The organism is Actinacidiphila sp. bgisy167 (assembly GCF_965342175.1).
GTDB lineage: Bacteria > Actinomycetota > Actinomycetes > Streptomycetales > Streptomycetaceae > Actinacidiphila.
In genome coordinates this window covers 1-17,627 of the sequence record NZ_CBDRBL010000066.1, presented here as the reverse complement: position 1 = coordinate 17,627, position 17,627 = coordinate 1, and the positions used below count along the sequence as shown (strand labels likewise).

The 17,627-nt window shown below is 69.0% G+C and carries 19 protein-coding genes; 10 read left to right on the top strand and 9 right to left on the bottom strand.

From position 1 onward, the window contains the following. Positions 1 to 78: 78 nt before the first annotated feature. The 7 genes from ACRWND_RS22765 to ACRWND_RS22735 form a co-directional block, all read right to left on the bottom strand. Entirely contained in the window at positions 79 to 1,272 is a 1,194-nt protein-coding gene (locus ACRWND_RS22765; RefSeq protein ID WP_431952302.1) for an acyl-CoA dehydrogenase family protein, read from the bottom strand. Between the two features lie 164 nt (positions 1,273 to 1,436). Further along, a complete protein-coding gene (locus ACRWND_RS22760) occupies positions 1,437 to 1,976 on the bottom strand; it encodes a GAF domain-containing protein (protein ID WP_431952300.1) in 540 nt (179 codons plus the stop codon). Beyond that, a complete protein-coding gene (locus tag ACRWND_RS22755; RefSeq protein ID WP_431952298.1) occupies positions 1,973 to 2,587 on the bottom strand; it encodes a GTP-binding protein in 615 nt (204 codons plus the stop codon). Before ACRWND_RS22755 ends, ACRWND_RS22760 begins: the two co-directional genes overlap by 4 nt. After that, on the bottom strand, positions 2,562 to 2,933 hold the full coding sequence (locus tag ACRWND_RS22750) for a DUF742 domain-containing protein (RefSeq protein WP_431952296.1): 372 nt from the start codon (positions 2,931 to 2,933) through the stop codon (positions 2,562 to 2,564). The genes ACRWND_RS22755 and ACRWND_RS22750 overlap by 26 nt, the downstream gene beginning before the upstream one ends. A 1-nt stretch (position 2,934) precedes the next feature. Further along, positions 2,935 to 3,384: a roadblock/LC7 domain-containing protein gene (locus ACRWND_RS22745; RefSeq protein WP_431952294.1), complete on the bottom strand. Its 450-nt coding sequence runs from the start codon at positions 3,382 to 3,384 to the stop codon at positions 2,935 to 2,937. Between the two features lie 40 nt (positions 3,385 to 3,424). After that, the gene (locus ACRWND_RS22740; protein WP_431952292.1) at positions 3,425 to 4,882 is read right to left on the bottom strand and encodes a sensor histidine kinase; all 1,458 of its coding nucleotides are present in this window, start codon (positions 4,880 to 4,882) and stop codon (positions 3,425 to 3,427) included. 1,076 nt (positions 4,883 to 5,958) lie between these two features. Next, positions 5,959 to 6,372, bottom strand: coding sequence for an ATP-binding protein (locus ACRWND_RS22735; RefSeq protein ID WP_431952290.1), 414 nt, complete (start codon positions 6,370 to 6,372; stop codon positions 5,959 to 5,961). Positions 6,373 to 6,584: 212 nt separating this feature from the next. Between ACRWND_RS22735 and ACRWND_RS22730 the strand changes: the two genes are divergently transcribed. Together ACRWND_RS22730 and ACRWND_RS22725 are read left to right on the top strand one after the other, a co-directional pair. Next, positions 6,585 to 7,979 (top strand): helix-turn-helix domain-containing protein, encoded by a 1,395-nt coding sequence (locus ACRWND_RS22730; protein ID WP_431952288.1) that lies wholly within the window; start codon positions 6,585 to 6,587, stop codon positions 7,977 to 7,979. Next, positions 7,976 to 8,857 (top strand): aminoglycoside phosphotransferase family protein, encoded by an 882-nt coding sequence (locus ACRWND_RS22725; RefSeq protein ID WP_431952286.1) that lies wholly within the window; start codon positions 7,976 to 7,978, stop codon positions 8,855 to 8,857. The genes ACRWND_RS22730 and ACRWND_RS22725 overlap by 4 nt, the downstream gene beginning before the upstream one ends. A gap of 226 nt (positions 8,858 to 9,083) precedes the next feature. Here ACRWND_RS22725 and ACRWND_RS22720 read toward each other — a convergent pair whose 3' ends face one another. Both ACRWND_RS22720 and ACRWND_RS22715 read right to left on the bottom strand, forming a co-directional pair. Next, complete coding sequence (locus ACRWND_RS22720; RefSeq protein WP_431952284.1) at positions 9,084 to 9,491, bottom strand: acyl-CoA thioesterase; 408 nt, start codon at positions 9,489 to 9,491, stop codon at positions 9,084 to 9,086. 64 nt (positions 9,492 to 9,555) lie between these two features. Then, positions 9,556 to 10,446, bottom strand: a complete 891-nt coding sequence (locus tag ACRWND_RS22715) for a helix-turn-helix transcriptional regulator (protein WP_431952283.1) — start codon at positions 10,444 to 10,446, stop codon at positions 9,556 to 9,558. A gap of 176 nt (positions 10,447 to 10,622) precedes the next feature. Between ACRWND_RS22715 and ACRWND_RS22710 the strand changes: the two genes are divergently transcribed. From ACRWND_RS22710 to ACRWND_RS22675, 8 genes are all read left to right on the top strand, one after another. Beyond that, complete coding sequence (locus tag ACRWND_RS22710) at positions 10,623 to 10,841, top strand: hypothetical protein (protein WP_431952281.1); 219 nt, start codon at positions 10,623 to 10,625, stop codon at positions 10,839 to 10,841. Between the two features lie 653 nt (positions 10,842 to 11,494). Beyond that, positions 11,495 to 12,514 carry a hypothetical protein gene (locus ACRWND_RS22705; RefSeq protein WP_431952279.1) on the top strand — a complete coding sequence of 340 codons (1,020 nt, stop codon included), beginning with the start codon at positions 11,495 to 11,497 and terminating at the stop codon, positions 12,512 to 12,514. Continuing rightward, the gene (locus ACRWND_RS22700; protein ID WP_431952277.1) at positions 12,514 to 13,218 is read left to right on the top strand and encodes an ATP-binding protein; all 705 of its coding nucleotides are present in this window, start codon (positions 12,514 to 12,516) and stop codon (positions 13,216 to 13,218) included. The genes ACRWND_RS22705 and ACRWND_RS22700 overlap by 1 nt, the downstream gene beginning before the upstream one ends. Positions 13,219 to 13,335: 117 nt before the next feature. After that, a complete protein-coding gene (locus ACRWND_RS22695) occupies positions 13,336 to 13,902 on the top strand; it encodes a WhiB family transcriptional regulator (protein WP_431952275.1) in 567 nt (188 codons plus the stop codon). After that, positions 13,899 to 14,930: a DUF2637 domain-containing protein gene (locus ACRWND_RS22690; protein ID WP_431952273.1), complete on the top strand. Its 1,032-nt coding sequence runs from the start codon at positions 13,899 to 13,901 to the stop codon at positions 14,928 to 14,930. Before ACRWND_RS22695 ends, ACRWND_RS22690 begins: the two co-directional genes overlap by 4 nt. 102 nt (positions 14,931 to 15,032) lie before the next feature. Further along, positions 15,033 to 15,257, top strand: coding sequence for a hypothetical protein (locus ACRWND_RS22685; RefSeq protein ID WP_431952271.1), 225 nt, complete (start codon positions 15,033 to 15,035; stop codon positions 15,255 to 15,257). Beyond that, a complete protein-coding gene (locus ACRWND_RS22680) occupies positions 15,254 to 15,877 on the top strand; it encodes a plasmid mobilization protein (protein WP_431952269.1) in 624 nt (207 codons plus the stop codon). The genes ACRWND_RS22685 and ACRWND_RS22680 overlap by 4 nt, the downstream gene beginning before the upstream one ends. Before the next feature lie 4 nt (positions 15,878 to 15,881). Then, positions 15,882 to 17,624, top strand: coding sequence for a relaxase/mobilization nuclease domain-containing protein (locus tag ACRWND_RS22675; RefSeq protein ID WP_431952267.1), 1,743 nt, complete (start codon positions 15,882 to 15,884; stop codon positions 17,622 to 17,624). Positions 17,625 to 17,627 lie beyond the last annotated feature (3 nt).

Genomic DNA, 17,627 nt, shown 5'->3' with positions numbered 1-17,627 from the left:
GTCCCGCCCCGGAGTAGGGGCATGACGCGCGGGCCTTGCCGGCGTGCACGTGGTGGACAGGAACCCTGGTCAGGTGACCTACTCGGCCGTCCCCCCGGCCTGCGTGGCCAGGCGTTGGGACCACTGACCCTTGTCCTGGCCGAGGGTGGTCTCAGCGAGTCGGAGGAGTTGTATGTCAGAGGTGCCTGCGGGGGCGTAGACGTGGTGGGCGTCTCGCAGGTAGCGCTCCAACGGCCCATCGGTTGTGAGGCCTGCGGCTGCTTCGATCTCCATTGCGGCGCGCGCGGAGTCCATTGCGGACTCGGCGTTGATGAGCTTGGCGTTCATCAGCTCCGTGTCGCAGGCCGCGCCGGTGTCGAGGAGGTGGGCGGCGTGGTAGGCGGCGAGGCGGGCGGTCATCAGGCGTGAGGCGATCTGGCCGATCTTGAGTTTGATGTTGGTCAGGTGGTGGAGGGGCTTGCCGTAGCGGTGGCGTTCGGTGGCGAATCGGGTGACCTCTTCGAGGATGGCCTGGTGGATGCCGAGGGCGACGGCGGTGAGGTTCGGGCGGCCGTACAGGACGCTGGAGGAGTAGGCGATGTCCCGGCCGTCGCCTTCGTCGCCGAGGCGGTTGTCTGCTGGGATGCGGCACTGGTCGAAGACGAGTTCACCGAAGCTGAATCCGCGCAGGCCCAACGACTCCGCATGGGGCGGAAGGGTGAGTCCCGGCCGGTCTGCCTCGACGAGGAAGGCGGTCAGGCCGCGTGATCCGGGCCCGGTACGCGCGACGACGCCGTGAACGTGGCCGATGTGGGAGTTCCCGACGTACGCCTTGCGGCCGGTGAGGACGTAGCTGTCGCCGTCGCGGACAGCGGTGGTCTCCATGCCCAGGACATGACTGCCGGAGACAGGCTCGGTCACCGCGATCGTGGGCAGGCAGGATCCGTCGGCGAACCGCGGCAGCCACGTACGCTGCTGATGCCGGTTGCCGTAGTGGATGACCTTGGCGACACCAAGCATGGACGCCTGCACCAGGGCGCCCATGGCGGCGCTGGTGCGGGAGAGCTCCTCGATGATGATGGTCTTGGCGAGGTGGCCGGCTCCCATGCCTCCGAAGGCGGGGTCGATGGTGGCACCGATCCACCCCTGCGTGGCTATGGCTTGGGCGAGGTCGCTCTCGGCGGTTCCCGCCTTCTCCATGGCCGGTACGCGGGGTGCGACGTACGTCTCGGCGAAGGCACGTACTTCCTTGCGCAGTTGCTGGTGTGCCGGCGTCAGGTACCAGTCGGACATGGTGTGGGATCCCCTCACTGCTGGGTGGCATGGGTCGAGTCGTTCGACAGCACGCGGGAGCCGGTTGGGTAGGCGGCTGCGTGGGCCGGGGCCTCCTGGGAGAGGCGGACTCGGATGCCCCGGCGGTGCAGCGTGCGACGACGCTTGAGTGGAGAAGTCAGAGCTCAAGGGGATGGGGGCTGCCGGCCGGACCGCTGGAGGATGTGGGCCATGACCTCGTCCCGGATCTCCTTGATGAGGGCAAGGGATGACCTGCCGGTGGCCTGAGGTTTCTCCGTGGGGCCGACCGCACACACGGTGCCGAGGACGACGCCGTCGTGGATCAGGGGCGCGCCGGTGTAGGTGCGGATGCCGAGCAGATCGACCACTGGGTCGCCTGCGAACCGGGGGGCGGCGAAGACGTCGGGCAGGACCAGGGGGAGGCCGCGCTCGACCACGACCCGGCAGAACCCGTGGTTGAGCGGCATGGTGCGGCCGAGCGGCGGTGCGTCGGGACCGGCGGGGGCGTGTAGGCCGACGAACTGCTGCTCGCCAGGGGAGAAGATGTTGACCATGGCGTAGGGAACGCCTTCTTCCTGGGCAAGGCGTGCGGCGTATGCGTCGAGTTCGGGGTCGGCGGCCCCAGAGAGACCGAGTTCCCGCTGTATCTCGGCACGGCGCTGCTCGACGCCCGGTGGGGCGGTGTGAGGGAGGTCGGCGGTCATGTGTGGGCTCCGTGGCTGGTGAGGGACCGGGACGCCGCGTTGGCGAGGCTGTGCTGGACCAGGGTGACGATCACGGTCAGGGCGGAGGAACGGTCGCGCGCGTCGCAGGTCAGGTAAGGCACGGACGGGGAAAGCTCCAGGGCACTGCGGACCTCCTCGTCGGTGTAGTGGTAGCCGCCGGAGAACCTGTTGATGGCGACGACGAAGGGGATGTCGCGCTCTTCGAAGTAGGTGACGGCGGCGAAGGATTTCTCCAGGCGGCGGGTGTCGACCAGGACGACGGCGCCGACGGCGCCGAGGCACAGGTCGTCCCAGATGAACCAGAAGCGTTCTTGGCCCGGCGTGCCGAACAGGAACAGGACCATGGGGCGGGGCTGGTCGAAGGTGATCCGGCCGAAGTCCATGGCCACCGTGGTGGTGGTCTTGTCGCCGATGCCTTCCAGGTTGTCGGTGTCCTGGCTGGCGGCGGTGAGGACCTCTTCGGTGGTCAGTGGCGGGATCTCACTGATCGCCCCGACGAGGGTCGTCTTGCCGACGCCGAAGCCTCCGGCGATCACGATCTTCAGTTCCGCTACCGAGGGACGGTTACGCGAGGGCTTTGAGTCCAGCAAGGACGTCCTCCAGAAGCTTCACGTTGGTGTCAGCGTCGCGGGGTGCCGGTGGGTTCAACGCCAGGGCGTGAATGTCGAGGAGATCGCTGACGAGGATCTTGGTCACCTGCACGGGATGGTCGGTGCGGGCCGAGAGCTCGGCGACCGAACGCGGGTGGCCGCTGCACAGCAGCAGCAACGCCTCGCACTCCGGGCTGAGCACTGCGGTGGTGCCTGCGGGACGCGTGCTGAGCATGGAGGTCAGACTGAGGTCGTACTGCGGTTGGGTGCGACCCCCGGTGACCGCGTAGGGGCGGATGTCTCCCAAACGGCTGCCGGCCCAGACGTCGCGAGGGACGGCCGGCACGTCACTGACCCCGTCCGGACGGCTGCGTCTGCCGGGTGTGCACCGTGAGGTGCTCTTCCAGCGCCTTGATCAACTTCTTCATCTCGTAGCCGACCTCGCCCGGATCGGCGCGCTCCGTGGTCAGTACGCCCAGGAGCGTCCCGACGAGGCGGGGGTCGGCCGCGCTGCCCTCGGCGCTCATGACGAACAGAGCCCCGGCATCATGTTCCACGACGACCTGTCGCACTCCCCCAGGGGAAGTGACGAAAGCGCCACGCGCCAGGGAGAGCAGACCCGTCATCACTGCGGCCAGCTTCTCGGCCTCTGCGGTGTCCTGTTCGCTCCATGCGATTTTCAGGCCGTCGCCGGTGGCCAGCAACACGTGCTCGGTGCCGGTCACCCTGCTTCTCAGGTCAGTCAGCAGTCCGTCGAGCGGGGTGCGATCCTCGTCGATCAAGCGGTTGGTCTCCATGGAAAATCTCCTGAGCCTTTTGTGGGGGGAACGGGGAAGATCAACTTTTTGTGGGCCCGGGGCCCTGGCGGGAGGCGAACCGGGCCATGAAGTCGGCCGTAGGGCCCGCGGCTGTCCCTTGTGTCTGTTCGGACGCGGAGGGGGGTGGGGTGGACGGCATGCGCAGGTGCGGTGCGGAGCTGCGGCGTATCAGCCGGGGCCTGCCGCCGGCATGCGATTCCGGACTGGAGGCTTCAGATGGACCCTGTCCGGCAGGTGCCGAGGCCGCGCCGCGGACTCGTACGGGAAGCCCGCCGGCAGTCGTGCCTGTTTCGCTCTGTGTGGGAGCAGGCAGCGGCTGACGGGAGTGGCCCACGCCGCCCGGCCTGCGGAGTTCCGCGGTGCCTTCGGCGGCATCGGTGAGCCGCGCCTCATGCTGGAGGAGCAGGCTGCCAGGGAGAACGACGATCGCGTGAGTGCCGCCGACGACGTTCGGCCGCAGATGGATCCCGATGTGGTGCCGCCTCGCCAGCAGGGCCGCGACCAGCAGTCCGATCTGTCCATCCCGCACCCGGGTCCGCCGGTCCGCCGATTCGGGGGCCGCCAGCAGGTCATTGAGCGCGTCACGTCTGAGATCCGACATGCCGGGCCCGCGGTCCAGGACCTCGATGACCAGCCCGTCGGCAACGTGCCTGGTGTGGACCTCCACATTGTCGTTGGAGTAGCGGGCCGCGTTGTCCATGATCTCGGCCAACAGGTGTACGACACCTGGGCTCACGTAACCGGGTAACGCGACCGGGTGGCTTCGCTGCCGAGGCTGGGCGATGCGCACTCTGGGGTAGTGCTCGATCTCGCCCACCGCTTGGCGCAGCACGGTGGCGACCAGCACGGGGGCCGCGGCGCGTGGCGGCATGCTGCCGCCCAGGACCGCCAGGCTTTCCCCGGCTCGACGCATCTGGGCGAGCAGGTGATCAACCTGGAACAGCTTGTGCAGGAGATCGGGATCCTCCACACTCCGCTCCACCTGCTCGATCACCGCGATACCTCGGTTGACCAGTGCCTGCAGCCGTGGCGCGATCGATCGCGAGAGGTCGGCCAGCTCGGCCTCCGGCGTGAAGGCCCGGTGCTGCTGTTTGGCAGCAAGCATGACCGCGCGCCATCCCTCCTCAAGGGCGAACCGCAGGCCGGCGACCGCGTCCGCGGGCACGTCGCCTGTGGCCTGAGGCATCTGTGGAGCCGCATGGCTCGGGAACCGGCCCTGAGCGGCCTGCTCTGCCGCCCAGGCGATCTGCTCCCTGCCTACCGCGACTGTGGCGGAGACGTCCTCCAGCGCCCGACGTAGACGATCCCGCTCATCGCTGACCCTGCCGACCAGGGCGGTGGCTTTCCTGTGTGCATCGGCGCCGCGCAGCCCTGCCCAGACAAGGACCAACGCGACTGCGGAGCCCGCAGTGATCGCAGCGCTCTGCGTCGGCGCGACGCTGAAGTGGTCCACCAGCCAGCCACCGCCGAGCACCACGCTCGCCAGAACGCCCGTCCCCACCGCAGGAGCGCCGCGCAGATCGCGAGCTAAGTCCTCACCGCGTGCCCTGCGACGTCGGTCGGGAACCACAGTAGTGCCTGAGACGTGGTCAGACACGGGCCACCTCGCGGACACGGTGTCCAGGACATGCGGAGGAGACGGGTCGACGCAGGCGGGACCGCGTAAGGCTCAGGGTGTCGAAGAGGTCGCCCGCTTTGGTGATCGATGCCTGTGAATGATCGAAGATCCAAAATCGGCTGCGGCACGGTCCAGGGCCGTGGTCGGCAAGCTCGGCGCAGTCCCACCGCCCCCCAGGGCGGCACCGTGAATGCGGGGCATGCCAGACGTGCGCCGTGCCCGCCGCCACGGGGATGAGAAGGACTTGGTGCAGTGGGCAGCACAGGATCGGGCCGACAGCGTCGGGCTGCTCCCGTAGTGCCTCCACGGCGGGCAGACCCACGCCCACACTGGTGCTGACGATGTCATGGTTGGTGGGCAGCCCTGCCGGACGCGGTGACTCCGACAGCGTGAAGTGCCAGGGCTGGGTCGTGCTGAAAGAGGGGGGCATGGATACTCCGGTTGGGACGGACTGCACCGTCCGGGGTGGGCGGGGGAGCTCCGTCAGCGGTGCGGAAGCCATGTGGCCAGGAAGACCATGACGAAGGCGAGCACGAACACGGCGATCCGAGAGATGTTCTTGCCGGACACGGCGGGCGTCTCCTGAACTGAACTGGTAAGGGTTTTTGCTAGAGGTGCGGGGCATTGGGTTCCGGACCGGCGCCGTCATGGCTGTGGGTGCACGGCGCCGGCCCGGCGGTGGTGCCACGCCCCGGATCCGTCAGGGGGAAACGGGGCCGGGACATGTCGGACGCCGTCGGCGGTGCGCCCTGGCTGCCCGGTAGGGCGGGCAGCGGTCTTGGGGGAATCCGCAGGTCGGTGTTGGAACGGCCTGCAGATGGTGCTGCGTTGTGCGGCTTGGCACGAGCATGCCCGGGATTTCAGGGGACGTGGCTGCGCGGGAACCGGGCACGCCGACCGCGCGCTCTGAACTTCGCAGTCCTCTGCAGGCTCACCTACTCGGGGGTATGGGCGATGGCGGCCACACGGATCCACACGTCCTTACCCGTGTTGGTGGGCGCGATGCCCCAGTCGTCAGCCAGGGTCGTCAAGAGGTGCAGCCCTCGACCGCTCTCACCGATCCAGTCCGGCTCTTTGACCTTCGGGATGGTGGGATCGGGGTCGCTCACGACGACGCAGGCCCCGCCCGGAACGCGTTGGACCAGCAACGTGGCCTCCTTGCCGGGGGTGTGCTTGTGCACATTGGTCAGAAGCTCGGTCACTGCCAGGGTCACGAGGTCCGCGATCTCCGTGAGCCGCCACATGTCAAGGTGCGCCTTGACGACTTGGCGGATCTGCGCCAGCTTCTCCGGTTCCACGTCGAGTCGCATCGTCAGCCGGCGGGGGAAGCTGTCGGTAGCGTCGGGCACCGTCGTGTTCCTTCGGTCACGGCACAGAGTGCGCGATGGAGGCATCGATCGTCCTTCGCCTGAGAACCCGCTGTGCGGGTTCCAGTTGCGGTGTGTACTGGGCAGGGCAAGTTCGGTAACCATTGAGGACCACGCCGGAGCGATCGCGTAGACGTCGGATGCCGACAGCCGGAGTCCCGGCCATCTGTCGGCATCAGCATCGGGAGAACGGGATGCCACAACCGCCGAAAGAGCTCGACCCCGCCCGCTCGTCGCGGGCACTGCTGGGCACGGAGTTGCGCCACTGGCGCATGAACGTCCGCGGCATGTCAGCCCGTGAGCTGGGTGAGTCCGTGCACGTCAGCGGCGACCTCATCCTTGCCATCGAGACGGCCAAGCGTTCCTGCGACGAGGAGCTGGCGCACGCTCTGGACGTCGTTCTGGGGACTCAGGGCACCCTGTCCCGGATACTGAAGCTGGTATGCGCTGACGCCGACAGACAGCGTGCCGATGCCGACAATCGGTCACCGAGCCCTTCCGTGCGACTCCACGAGGGCGACGGAGAGCGCATCCTGACAGGGCACGCATCACTTGCTCCGAACGGAACTGATCCTGTGGACCGCCGATCCTTTCTCGCTGTCTCCGGCATAGCCGCCCTGTCCACCTCAGGTCTCTCCACATTGGTCGCGCGAAGTGAGCCGGTGCTGCCGCCAGCCGTGATCCGCCCCGGTGACATCGAGCAGATCCACACTGCGGCGACGGTGATCTCGAAATGGGACAACCACTACGGCGGCGACGGCATGGTCCGTGAGGCGGCGTCAGCGCAGCTCCAGTGGGCGGCCGCACTGCTCCAGGCCGACTGCAGTGAGGACCTGAGAGCGGACCTCTTCGCCGCTGTCGCGCGCCTCGGCATGGTCGTCGGTGCTGCCGCCTTCGACGCGTACGCCCACAACGACGGGCAACGCGCCTTCAGGTTCGCCGCCGTCTGCGCAGAAGAAGCCGATGCCTGGCACCTGCGGGCCAAGATCTACTCGTGGCTGGCGCGGCAGCAGATCTGGCTGGGTAATCCGGACCGCGGCCTGACGTTCGCCGAGCTCGGCCTCGCGCGGGCCGATCGCCTCACAGCCACGGAACAGGCCATGCTGCACACCGCCAGGGCCCGTGCCTTCGCCAAGATGGGGGAGGTACAGCAGACCCTGTCCGCCGTGGGTGCGGCCGACGACGCGTTCGGCCAAGCCCGGGCTCACGAGGACCCTCCGTGGATGGCCTATTACGACGCCGCACAGCACCACGGCGACACGGGCCACGCGCTCTACGACCTGGCCTTGTTGGGACACGATCCCGCGCGGGCTCAGGAAAGGCTGCGTACGGCGGTCGCCGGACACGGTGACGAATACGTACGGAGTCGAGCCATCGCAGGGACAAAACTGGCGTCCCTGCTGATGACGACCGGTGATCCTGCGGAGGCCGCGACGATCGGTCACGCGGCCCTGGATGACGCAGGCCAGCTGCATTCTCGCCGGGCGGCTGACGACGTGCGGGAGCTGGGACTCATGGCGGGTCGCCACCCCGGGGAGCCGGTAGCGGCCGCACTCCGAGAGCGCGTCAACGCTACGGTTAAGGCATGACGGCCCCTGGGACATCCTCGTCGGTGCTCGACCAGGCGTGCGAAGCCGTAGGGATCTCCACCGCAGGCGCTGAGCCGATACGCGTCGCCGAGAACGAGATCTGGCGTCTCCCGGGCGCAGTGGTCGCACGCATCGCGAGACCTGGTCAGTGGGCCGCCGCAGTCCGCGAAGTCCGTGTTGCCCAGTGGCTGGCCGACAACGACGTTCCGGCGGTGCGACCCCTGCCGGCCGTTGAACAGCCGGTCCTCGCGCAGGAACGACCCGTGACCTTCTGGGAAGAGTTGCCGCCGCACGAGCCTGGGACCGTCAGGGATGTGGTCTACCTCCTCAAGGAGCTGCACAGCCTGCCGATTCCCGACTTCTCCCTGGGCCGACTCGAGCCGTTCGTCCGAGTCGCGGAGCGCATCGACTCGGCGAGTACTCTTGCGGCCGACGACCGCGCGTGGCTGCGTGATCACCTTGCGGCCCTTCAACAGGACTGGACCGATCTCCCGCAGGGCCTGGCGGAGTGCGTCGTCCACGGTGACGCCTGGGTGGGCAACGTCGCGCGGACCCAGCGCGGAGGTGTCTTTCTGCTGGACCTGGAACGCTGCACGGTCGGCCCGCCCGAGTGGGACCTAGTCTCCACAGCAGTGAAGCTGACCACGACCGGTACCGTCACGCGAGGCGAGTACACGGAGTTCTGCAGCTCGTACGGCACTGACGTCACCACGTGGTCCGGTTACAAGACCATGGCCGAGGCCCGGAAACTGCGCATGACGGCCTACGTCGCCCAACACGCGGCAACCAACCCGGCATGGCACCGGGAGGCCCAGTATCGAGTGGACTGCCTGCGCGGCAGAGTCCCAGGACCTTGGCGCTGGACCGGTATCACGTGAACAACAAGGGCCACGCGTAGTGAAGTTGACCGGCTTTCAGAGCGACCGGATAGGACGGCTGTGTGAGCGCGGCATCATGCCCGTGCCCGGGATCACACTGCAAAACTCAGCCTCTCCAGGGCCGACCCGGCCGCGTGGACACACCCACCCGGCCGGGAATCACGTGTCCCCAATGGACAGCCGGTCTCGCCGGCACATGTGCTCCGCAGCTGCGGAAGCCTGGTGCTCAGGAACCGGTGTAGCGGGCGATGAATTTTTTCTCGACCTCGGAGAGGCGCCGGGGGGTGCCGGTGTCGAGGTTGTAGGCGGCCATGGTGGTCGTGACCTCGGCGTACAGCTGGTCAGCGTCGCGGATCTCGTAGCCGAGTTCGAGTATCGCCCCACGACCGCGGATCACCCGGACCTGCACGTCCACGGGGTCCTCCCGGTACACCAGGGGTGCGTGGTAGTCGACGGTGGAGCGGCGGACGACGAACGCGCACTGGCGGCGGCTCGCCTCGTCAGCGGGCAGGATCTCCTGGAACATCCTGGTTCGCGCTTCCTCCACGTAGCGGAGGAACAGCACATTGTTGACATGGCCGTAGGCGTCCGCGTCCGCCCAGCGCAGCGGCAGGCGGTAGGTGTACTTCTCCACAGGCTTCTCTCTGTCTGAGGGCGAGGCTGGTCTGGGTGATGCCGTCGACATGCGGTGGGGCGGCTCACACTGGTGTCTGGAGCTCGATCCTCTTGAGTTGGCTTCCCTGCGCCCATGCGTTGCGCTGTCCGCCAAGGCTGTTGGTCTTGTCGTCGGTCTGGGCGCTCTCGACCCAGGTGAGGACCGTGAACCGGCAGTCGGGTGCGGACGCCGGGTGCAGGACATGGCTGACGACTTCGACGGTCTCCCAGTCCAAGGCCGGTACCCGCATGCGGAAGACGTGACCGTCTCTGCTCTCCTCCAGTTCGGCACCGGCTTCCCAGAGGCGTTCGACGAAGGGGTCCCTTTTCGCTTCCGCGATCAGTTGCTCCAGCTCCGGGTCGGGGAGGTCCCTGGTGGCTTGGGCGAATTTCATGATCTTCACGTACGCCGCAGCGTGCATGTCCCAGTCCTCGAACTGGTCGCGGGCCGCTGGGTCGGTGAGTGCCCAGCGCAGGAGGTTCGCTCCCGGCTCCATGACCCATGGCCACCACTCCGCCATGGCGCGGTTGAAGCTGAGGATGTTCCAGTTGCGATCCGTCAGGTAGGACGGACTGGGCATCTGGCGGTCGATCAGGAGTTGCAGAGCCTTTCTCAATTCCGGCTCTTCGGTGTACTCGATCGAGGTGCCGAGGTTGTAGAGCAGCAGTGCGTGGCGCTCATCCCGGTCCAGATCGAGGACAGATGCCAGGGCGGCACATTGTTCGCGGGTGAGTCGGAGAAACGTCGCCCCCTGCTCGACTTTCCGATAGGTGCGCTCGCTCATGCCGAGCGCTCTGGCCGCCACAGGTTGGGTGACTCGGGCGTTCTTGCGCCACAGGCGCAGCAGATGACCGAAGCCCATGTAGCGACCGGCGAGCTGCTCTGAGGAGAACTCCTCCCCGACGCCCGCGGCGCCGTTAGCCGTCGTGGCCACTGAGATCCTTTCCCGCCCTTGCGCTTCGTCGTGGCGGCGACCGGCGTAGGCGCATACAGAAAAGGGGGCGATCATACGTTCGCCGCCCCCTGGATTCATTTTTATCAATCCCCGACGATGTGCAAGCCCCAGCCCCTCGGAGGCCCGTTACTTTATAACGGGCAAAGGGGTGAAGTGTGTCTAATTTCGGCACTGAAACCGGCAATTTTTTGCCGGTTTCCGTGATCGGCAAAAGATTGCCGGTTTTCGTGAATCGTCTCGACCTTCTCACATTGATCATGATGAGAACAGCCGGCGCGGCGCTGAATATCGGTCATGTTGGTGTGCAGCGCTATCCGTTGATGCTGGACGGGTCGCCTGGCGGGCTTCTGGCCCTGCAGAGTCTACGCGCGTAGTGTCGGCCTTGACGCTCGTCTGATCGGTTGGTTAAAAAAATCACGCCGGTTGGTTGCAGACTGCAGGGACCTCGGCGTCACCGGGTCGACGCCGCTGTCGTCGCTTTGGGCGAGGGACTGGATCTTGCTCGGCTCGACGCATATGTTCGTCGTCCCTCGCGGGGGACCTGGCGCAGTGGTCAACGGCCGGGATGCTGATAACGCGCTGGAAGGAGATCCGATTGCCACAGGCGACGCCGTAAATGCCAACGGCGCCCGGGAGTTGCGAGCTCCTGGGCGCCGGGACGGCACCCCCAGGGGGTGCCTTTCACATCTCGCGGGCGGCGTGCTTCTGCACACGACAACGCCGCACCGCGCTCCTACGAGCAACGGAGTATTGCATGCTCGCCATACCGAGCGAAACCCAGTCCTGCCCGCATACGAACCGCCGGCAGCCCCCGCGGCGCAGTCGGCCGACACAAACCGCGCGGTGGCCACCGCCGCCGGCGTCAGCTACGGCCTCAGGCAGACGTGGCCCCGTCCGCGCGTCACCGCGAGGAACACGGCCGGGACGGGGGCTGGCGCAGTGACCCCACAGATTTCCCGGGCTCGGTCCGCCCATCGCTGGAGCCGGACAGCCACCGCCGTCCTCACGGCCGGTCGGGGCCGCTGACATGGCCCGGATACGAACGATCAAACCGGAGGCCTTCACCTCGGAGTCCCTCGCCGAGGTGACCGTGGAGGCCGAGCGCACCTTCTTCGGCCTCCTCACGCAGGCCGACGACCACGGCCGCCACCGTGACAACGCCGCCGTCATCGCGGGGCTCCTGTGGCCCCTGCGCGCCGAGCACACCAGCGTCCACGTCGAGGACGACCTCCAGCAGCTCGCCAACGCGGGCCTCATCTGCCGCTACACGGGCTGCGACGGACGGCGTTACCTCCATGTCGTCACCTGGCACCAGCACCAGAAGATCGACAGGCCGAGCCAGTCGCGGCTGCCGGCCTGTCCGCAGCACCACGCGGCGGACCGGTGCGGTTCCTGCAAGGGCGTCTGCGCCAAGGGAACCGAGGTGTTGCCCAGCTCTGCGCGAGGGTTCGCCGACGCCTCGACGAATCCTCCCGGAGCCCTCGACCGGACCGCGCCACCCTCCTCGGGACCAGCCGCTCCGCGAGACGCGGCGTCGCTCCCTCACCAGCCCGCCCTTGCCGATCCCGACGCCGCCTCCGGCCCCACACAGGGCGACGTTGCAGGTCAGACGGCCTTCGCCGACAGCTACCCGACCCCTCCCCGAGGCCTCGCAGAAGCCTCGGGTACCGGATCTAGGATCTTGGATCCTGGATCTTCCTTCCCTACGGGGCGCGAAGCGCCCGCAGCCCAGGCCTCGGCCAGCCAGCTTCTCGGCGAGTACATCAGCGCCTGCGACAAGCGCCCGCCCAGCGACGTGATCGGACACCTGGGCCGGATCACGAAAAGGCTCCTGGCCGAGGGAATCGACCCGCAGGACATCCGGGCGGGGCTGTCGAGGTTCGCCGCCAACCCCAAGCACCCGAGCGTGCTGACCAGCATGGTCAACGAGGCGATGAACTCCCGATCCGCCGGTTTGGCAGGGCCGGGATCCGGCCCTAACGTGCCCGCTCACCGGGCGTGGACCAACCCGGTCGACGTTGCCGCCGCCTACGCCGAGGAGCTGTGATGGGCACCCGCACCCGCGACCCCCAGCCCCTCGGCACAGCTGGCGCCCTCGACCGGATGGCCCGCATCCTGGCTGACCGCAACATCACCCAGCCCTCCCGCACGGCCCCGGCCGCCGAGCCCGACGGGCTTTCGCCGCTGGAAGCCCTGTCCGCTGGCATGCCCCCGCGCTACAGGGAGGCCGTCGCAGACCATCCACAGGTCCTGGCCTGGGCCCGCGAGGTCGCCGAGCAAGCCGTCGCCCCCAGCCTCGGTGCCCGCAAGCAGGTCGTGACCGGTCCCAGCCTGCTGATGGCCGGCGTCGTCGGCGCAGGCAAGACACACCAGGCCTACGGCGCCATCCGGTTGCTCGTGCGGATGGGCCTCGGCGTGCGCTGGCGAGCGACCACCGCCGCCGACCTCTACGCGTCACTGCGTCCCCGCCAAGGCGTCGACAGCGAGCGGGAGCTGGCCGCGATCAGCCGGTGCCCACTGCTGATCATCGACGACCTCGGCGCGGCCAAGGCCAGTGAGTGGGTCGAGGAAGTGACGTACCGGCTGGTCAACCGCCGGTACAACCACATGCTCCCGACGCTGGTGACCACCAACCTGGCTATCAAGGACCTTCGGGCCCACCTCGGCGACCGCGTGACCAGCAGGCTCGCCCAGATGACCACCCGGGTCCAGTTCGAGCCGGTGGACCGCAGACGCCTCCTCGCCACCTGACTGCCGCACGTCGACACCCGGGCCGCGCCTCCCAGACGCGCCGCCCGACGTACCCCCGTACCCACCGCCTCCCTCCGCTGGCGCCTCTGCGCGCGGAGAGCGATCGGAGCACACCGCATGACCACGACGACGAACAACGCTGCCCGCCACCGCCTCCTCGGCGACCAGACCTGGCAGGACCGAGCCGCCTGCCGGAGCACCGACCACAACCCCGTGGATCCCGACATCTTCTTCCCCCAACCCGACGAGACCGACAAGATCACTGCGGCCAAGTCGCTGTGCGCCCAGTGCCCCGTCCGCCACATCTGCCTCGACGCCGCCCTCGAGGCCGGCGACACCCACGGCATCCGCGGCGGAATGACCGAGGAGGAACGCGAACCGCTCCACGAGAACCTCGCCAGCCGCCTCGACTACAGCCGGGTCAACGCCGCCATCGCCGGCCGCGACATCCACCTCACCAAGACCGAGCGCCGGGCCGTCGCCCGCGCCGCCTACCACCAAGGCCTCACCGAACAGCGCCTGGCCTGGCTCCTGAAGATCACCGAGGAGCACGCCCAAAAGCTCTACCGCGAGACCCGGCGAGCCCTGCGCAACCGGAACCTGGAACAGACCACGAAGCCCGCCCCGCCGAACGAGCCCACCGACGAACGCCTCGGCCGCGACGCCTACGGGACGGCCGCATGAGCCTCTCCACCGCACCCGAGACGACGCACACCACCAGATGGGACCGCGCGGTCGTCATCGCCCTCGGCGGTGCCGGATGCGCCCTCTCGTACGACGCCCTCCAGCAGATGGCCGTAGCGATCCACGTCCGCGGCTTCCTCACCTACCTCTTCCCGCTCGTCATCGACGGCTTCATCGCCTACGGGGTCCGCGCCCTCCTGGTCCTCCGGGACGCACCGCTGCGCGCCCGCCTCTACGTCTGGACCCTCTTCGGCACCGCCACCGCCGCCAGCATCTGGGCCAACGCACTGCACGCGGTCCGACTCAACGAGGAGAGCCCCAGGACCGACGGGCTGAGGCTGGGAGACACGGTCGTCGCCGCCCTGTCCACGATCGCCCCCCTCGCCCTAGCCGGAGCCGTTCACCTGTACATCCTCATCGCCCGCCGGGCCACCGGAGCCGGGATGCCCGGACCCCCGGACACACCCGGTGTCCGGACGGAGCGGATCACCGATGACCGCCCGGACACCGACCCGGTCCGGGGCGGACGAGGCCGAGCCTCGGTCGCCTCCCGACACCGCGCCGCGTTGCCCGGCCCGGACACCGGCCGCCCCGCGGGCACCAGGGGGCCGGACACCTCGGAGACCCTCGCCCCGGACACCCTGCCCGGAGAGCAGGGGAAGTTGGACGAGCCGGGGCCTGAGCATGGTGACCGCGAGACCGACCAGGGCGGACACCTTGCCCCCAGGCCGCGCCCGGTCACCCGCCCTGCCCTCGCCAAGCGTCCGGACACGACCGCGGGCGCGACCGTGGAGACCGGCCCCGCTGCCCGTCCGGACAGCGGCGCCCGCAAGCCGCCCCCGGTCACCGACGAGGAGCTTCTCGTGATCGCCCGTCAAGCGGTCACCGGGGCTGGTGACCTGACCCGGAAGGTCGTCGCGGACGCCATCCGCGGTCACGGGCACGGCCTCGGCAACGACCGGCTGACCGTCCTGATGCAGCACCTACGCAAGGAAGCGGACAAGGCTCCTGCCACCCAGACCAGCTGACCGGACAACCCACTCGCGGGTACGCCGGCCCAGACACCCGGACCGGCGTACCCGCCGAGCACACGCCCCCTGATACCTTGCACACGCACCGGAGCCGCCACCATGCGCACCACCTCGGCCACCCGAGCCGAAGCCGACGCCTGGATCACCGTGCTCAGCAGGTACGGACACCTCCATCACGCCGAACCCGGCCCTGACGGAGCCTGGACCGTCCAGCGCACGCCCACGAGCACACCCCGCACCCTCCATCACCCCGTCCTCGCCCTCGACTTCGTCGCCGAAGTCCTGCGCGACGTACGCCGCGACATACCCGGAGTGCCCCGATGACGCTCCCCGATCCGCTCGGCACACCCCCTGACCTGGGCGAAGGACACTGTCCGGCACGAGGCCGAGCAAGCTGTAGCTTCCGAAACTCCTCCGCAGCCACAGGCCGCGGAGGAGTTTCGGAAGCGCATGCCCCCACCCCCGAGAGGGCGGGGGACCCTCGGCACCAGGGGGCACCGGACTCTGAGGCCGCGACCGAGGGCGGATCGCAGCCGGAGGGAGAAGTAGCCGAGCGTTCCGCGCCGCGTACACGCCCCCGCCTGCGCCAGAGCGCGCACCGAGACCAAGTCCGCAGCGTCCGCCTGACCCGCGACGAACTCGACATCGTCAAGCGCGCCGCCGAAGCCGTCGGCCTGAAGACCGCCGGGTTCCTCGCCGATGCAGCGGTCGCGGTCGCCCAGGCCCAAGGCGGTCCCAAGGCATGGCTGTTGGACCAGCGCGGGCGCGTCGAGGAGCTGATGTCCGCCAGTGCCCAGCTCGCCCGCGCCGGCAACAACCTCAACCAGGTGGCCCGCGTCCTCAACTCCGGCGGCCGGGCCGAGTACGCCGATGACGCCGTCGCCCGCGTCCTGCGCGCCGTCGCCAGGGTCGAGGCCGCCGCCATCGAGATGGCGAGGCGCTGACACCGTGGTCCCGGACATCTCCACCGGCGGCCGCACGTACGGACTCCTCGCCTATCTCTACGGCCCCGGCCGCCGGGACGAACACACCGACCCGCACCTCGTCGCCGCCTGGATGCCAGAACTCGCACCCGACCCCGGCCGCGACCCGACCGCCACCCTCAAGCAGCTCACCGACCGTCTCGACCTCCCCGTCCTCGCCGTCCCGAAGGACCGCCGCCCGGCCCAGCACGTCTGGCACTGTCCTGTCCGCACCGCTCCTGGTGACCGGCACCTCACCGACGCCGAGTGGGCCGAGGTCGCCCGACGCGTCGTCCACGCCACTGGCATCGCCGAGGAAGGCGACGACAAGGCGTGCCGCTGGATCGCCGTACGCCACGCCGACGACCACATCCACATCGTCGCCACGCTCAAACGCGAAGACGGACGAAGCCCCCGCCGTCACCAGGACGGCATCCGCGCCCAGGCCGAGTGCCGCAAGATCGAAAAGGAGTGGGGTCTGCAGATCCTCAACGAAGGCGACCACACCGCCGCCCAACGCCCCACCAGCGCCGAACGCGCCAAGGCGGAGCGCACCGGCCGCACCGAGCCGCCCCGTGAAACGCTGCGTGAGCACGTCCGCCAGGCACTGGCCGGCGCCGCCGACGAGAACGAGTTCTTCCGCCGTCTCATCGAAGCCGGCCTGCGCCTCGAAAAGCGCCTGGCCCCCTCCGGCGACGTCCTTGGCTACAAGGTCGCCCTGCCCGGCGACCGCAACCGTGACGGCGAGCCCATCTGGTTCCCCGGCTCCCGCCTCGCCCCCGACCTCTCCCTTCCCAGGATCCGCCAACGCCTCGCTGCCGGACCGCCTGAGGAGGAGCCGATGCCCGCCGCCAACCTATGGGCCGCTCGCCCAGCCGGTGCTCGCCGCGACGCCACCCACGTCGCCGAGCAGGCCGTCAATGCACTTGCCGGGGACGACGACGCGGCAGGCGCTGCCCAGCTCATCGGCGTCGGCGAACTCCTCGACGCCGTCGCCCAGACCGCCCCAGCCTCCACCCGCAAGGAACTCGCCCAGGCCGCCCGCGCCTTCGAACGCGCCACCCGCTCCCACACCCGCGCCGAGCACGCCGACCACCGCGCCCTCCGCGCCGCCGCGCGCGGCATCGTCCTCGCCGGCAACGCCCTCGGCAAAGGCGAGGACGCCGGAGCCACCGCGATGCTCCTGTCCACGATGGTCCTCGTCACGATCGCCGCCGTCCACTGGCACTCCGCCCGCGGCCACGCCCAGCAGGCCGCCGCCGCACGACAAGCCACACAACACCTGCGGGCCGCCTACCGGTCCGCAGCCGCCACCCCCATGAAGGGGATGCGCGAGCAAGGCCGCCGACTCCCCACCCCTGTACGCGATCGCTACGCCCACACGATGGAAGCAGCACTGCCTGGTCAGGCTGACCGCATCCTCCGCGAGCCCGGCTGGGACGCGCTCGCCGCCACCCTTGCCCAAGCCGAACGAGCCGGACACAACCCCGACGCACTGCTCCAGCGGGCGATCGAGTGGCGTGAGTTGGAGACCGCCGACAGCGTCACCGACGTACTCGTCTGGCGCCTGCGGCGCATCGGGAAGCTTCCCGCCACTGCGTACCTGCCCCGCACACGAGTGCACCTGCGGACACCACCGTCGCAGCCCCGGCCCCCGAAGCGGCAGGCGGTCGAAACAACAGGTCGTACCGACACGGGCAGCTCCCGAAGGCCGGGCCCACGACGCTGACCA

Bases quoted from the DNA above. Each gene is read 5' to 3' on its own strand.
- ACRWND_RS22765 (WP_431952302.1), bottom strand. From the start codon at position 1,272: ATGTCCGACTGGTACCTGACGCCGGCACACCAGCAACTGCGCAAGGAA.
- ACRWND_RS22760 (WP_431952300.1), bottom strand. From the start codon at position 1,976: ATGACCGCCGACCTCCCTCACACCGCCCCACCGGGCGTCGAGCAGCGC.
- ACRWND_RS22745 (WP_431952294.1), bottom strand. From the start codon at position 3,384: ATGGAGACCAACCGCTTGATCGACGAGGATCGCACCCCGCTCGACGGA.
- ACRWND_RS22730 (WP_431952288.1), top strand. From the start codon at position 6,585: ATGCCACAACCGCCGAAAGAGCTCGACCCCGCCCGCTCGTCGCGGGCA.
- ACRWND_RS22725 (WP_431952286.1), top strand. From the start codon at position 7,976: ATGACGGCCCCTGGGACATCCTCGTCGGTGCTCGACCAGGCGTGCGAA.
- ACRWND_RS22705 (WP_431952279.1), top strand. From the start codon at position 11,495: ATGGCCCGGATACGAACGATCAAACCGGAGGCCTTCACCTCGGAGTCC.
- ACRWND_RS22700 (WP_431952277.1), top strand. From the start codon at position 12,514: ATGGGCACCCGCACCCGCGACCCCCAGCCCCTCGGCACAGCTGGCGCC.
- ACRWND_RS22695 (WP_431952275.1), top strand. From the start codon at position 13,336: ATGACCACGACGACGAACAACGCTGCCCGCCACCGCCTCCTCGGCGAC.
- ACRWND_RS22690 (WP_431952273.1), top strand. From the start codon at position 13,899: ATGAGCCTCTCCACCGCACCCGAGACGACGCACACCACCAGATGGGAC.
- ACRWND_RS22685 (WP_431952271.1), top strand. From the start codon at position 15,033: ATGCGCACCACCTCGGCCACCCGAGCCGAAGCCGACGCCTGGATCACC.
- ACRWND_RS22680 (WP_431952269.1), top strand. From the start codon at position 15,254: ATGACGCTCCCCGATCCGCTCGGCACACCCCCTGACCTGGGCGAAGGA.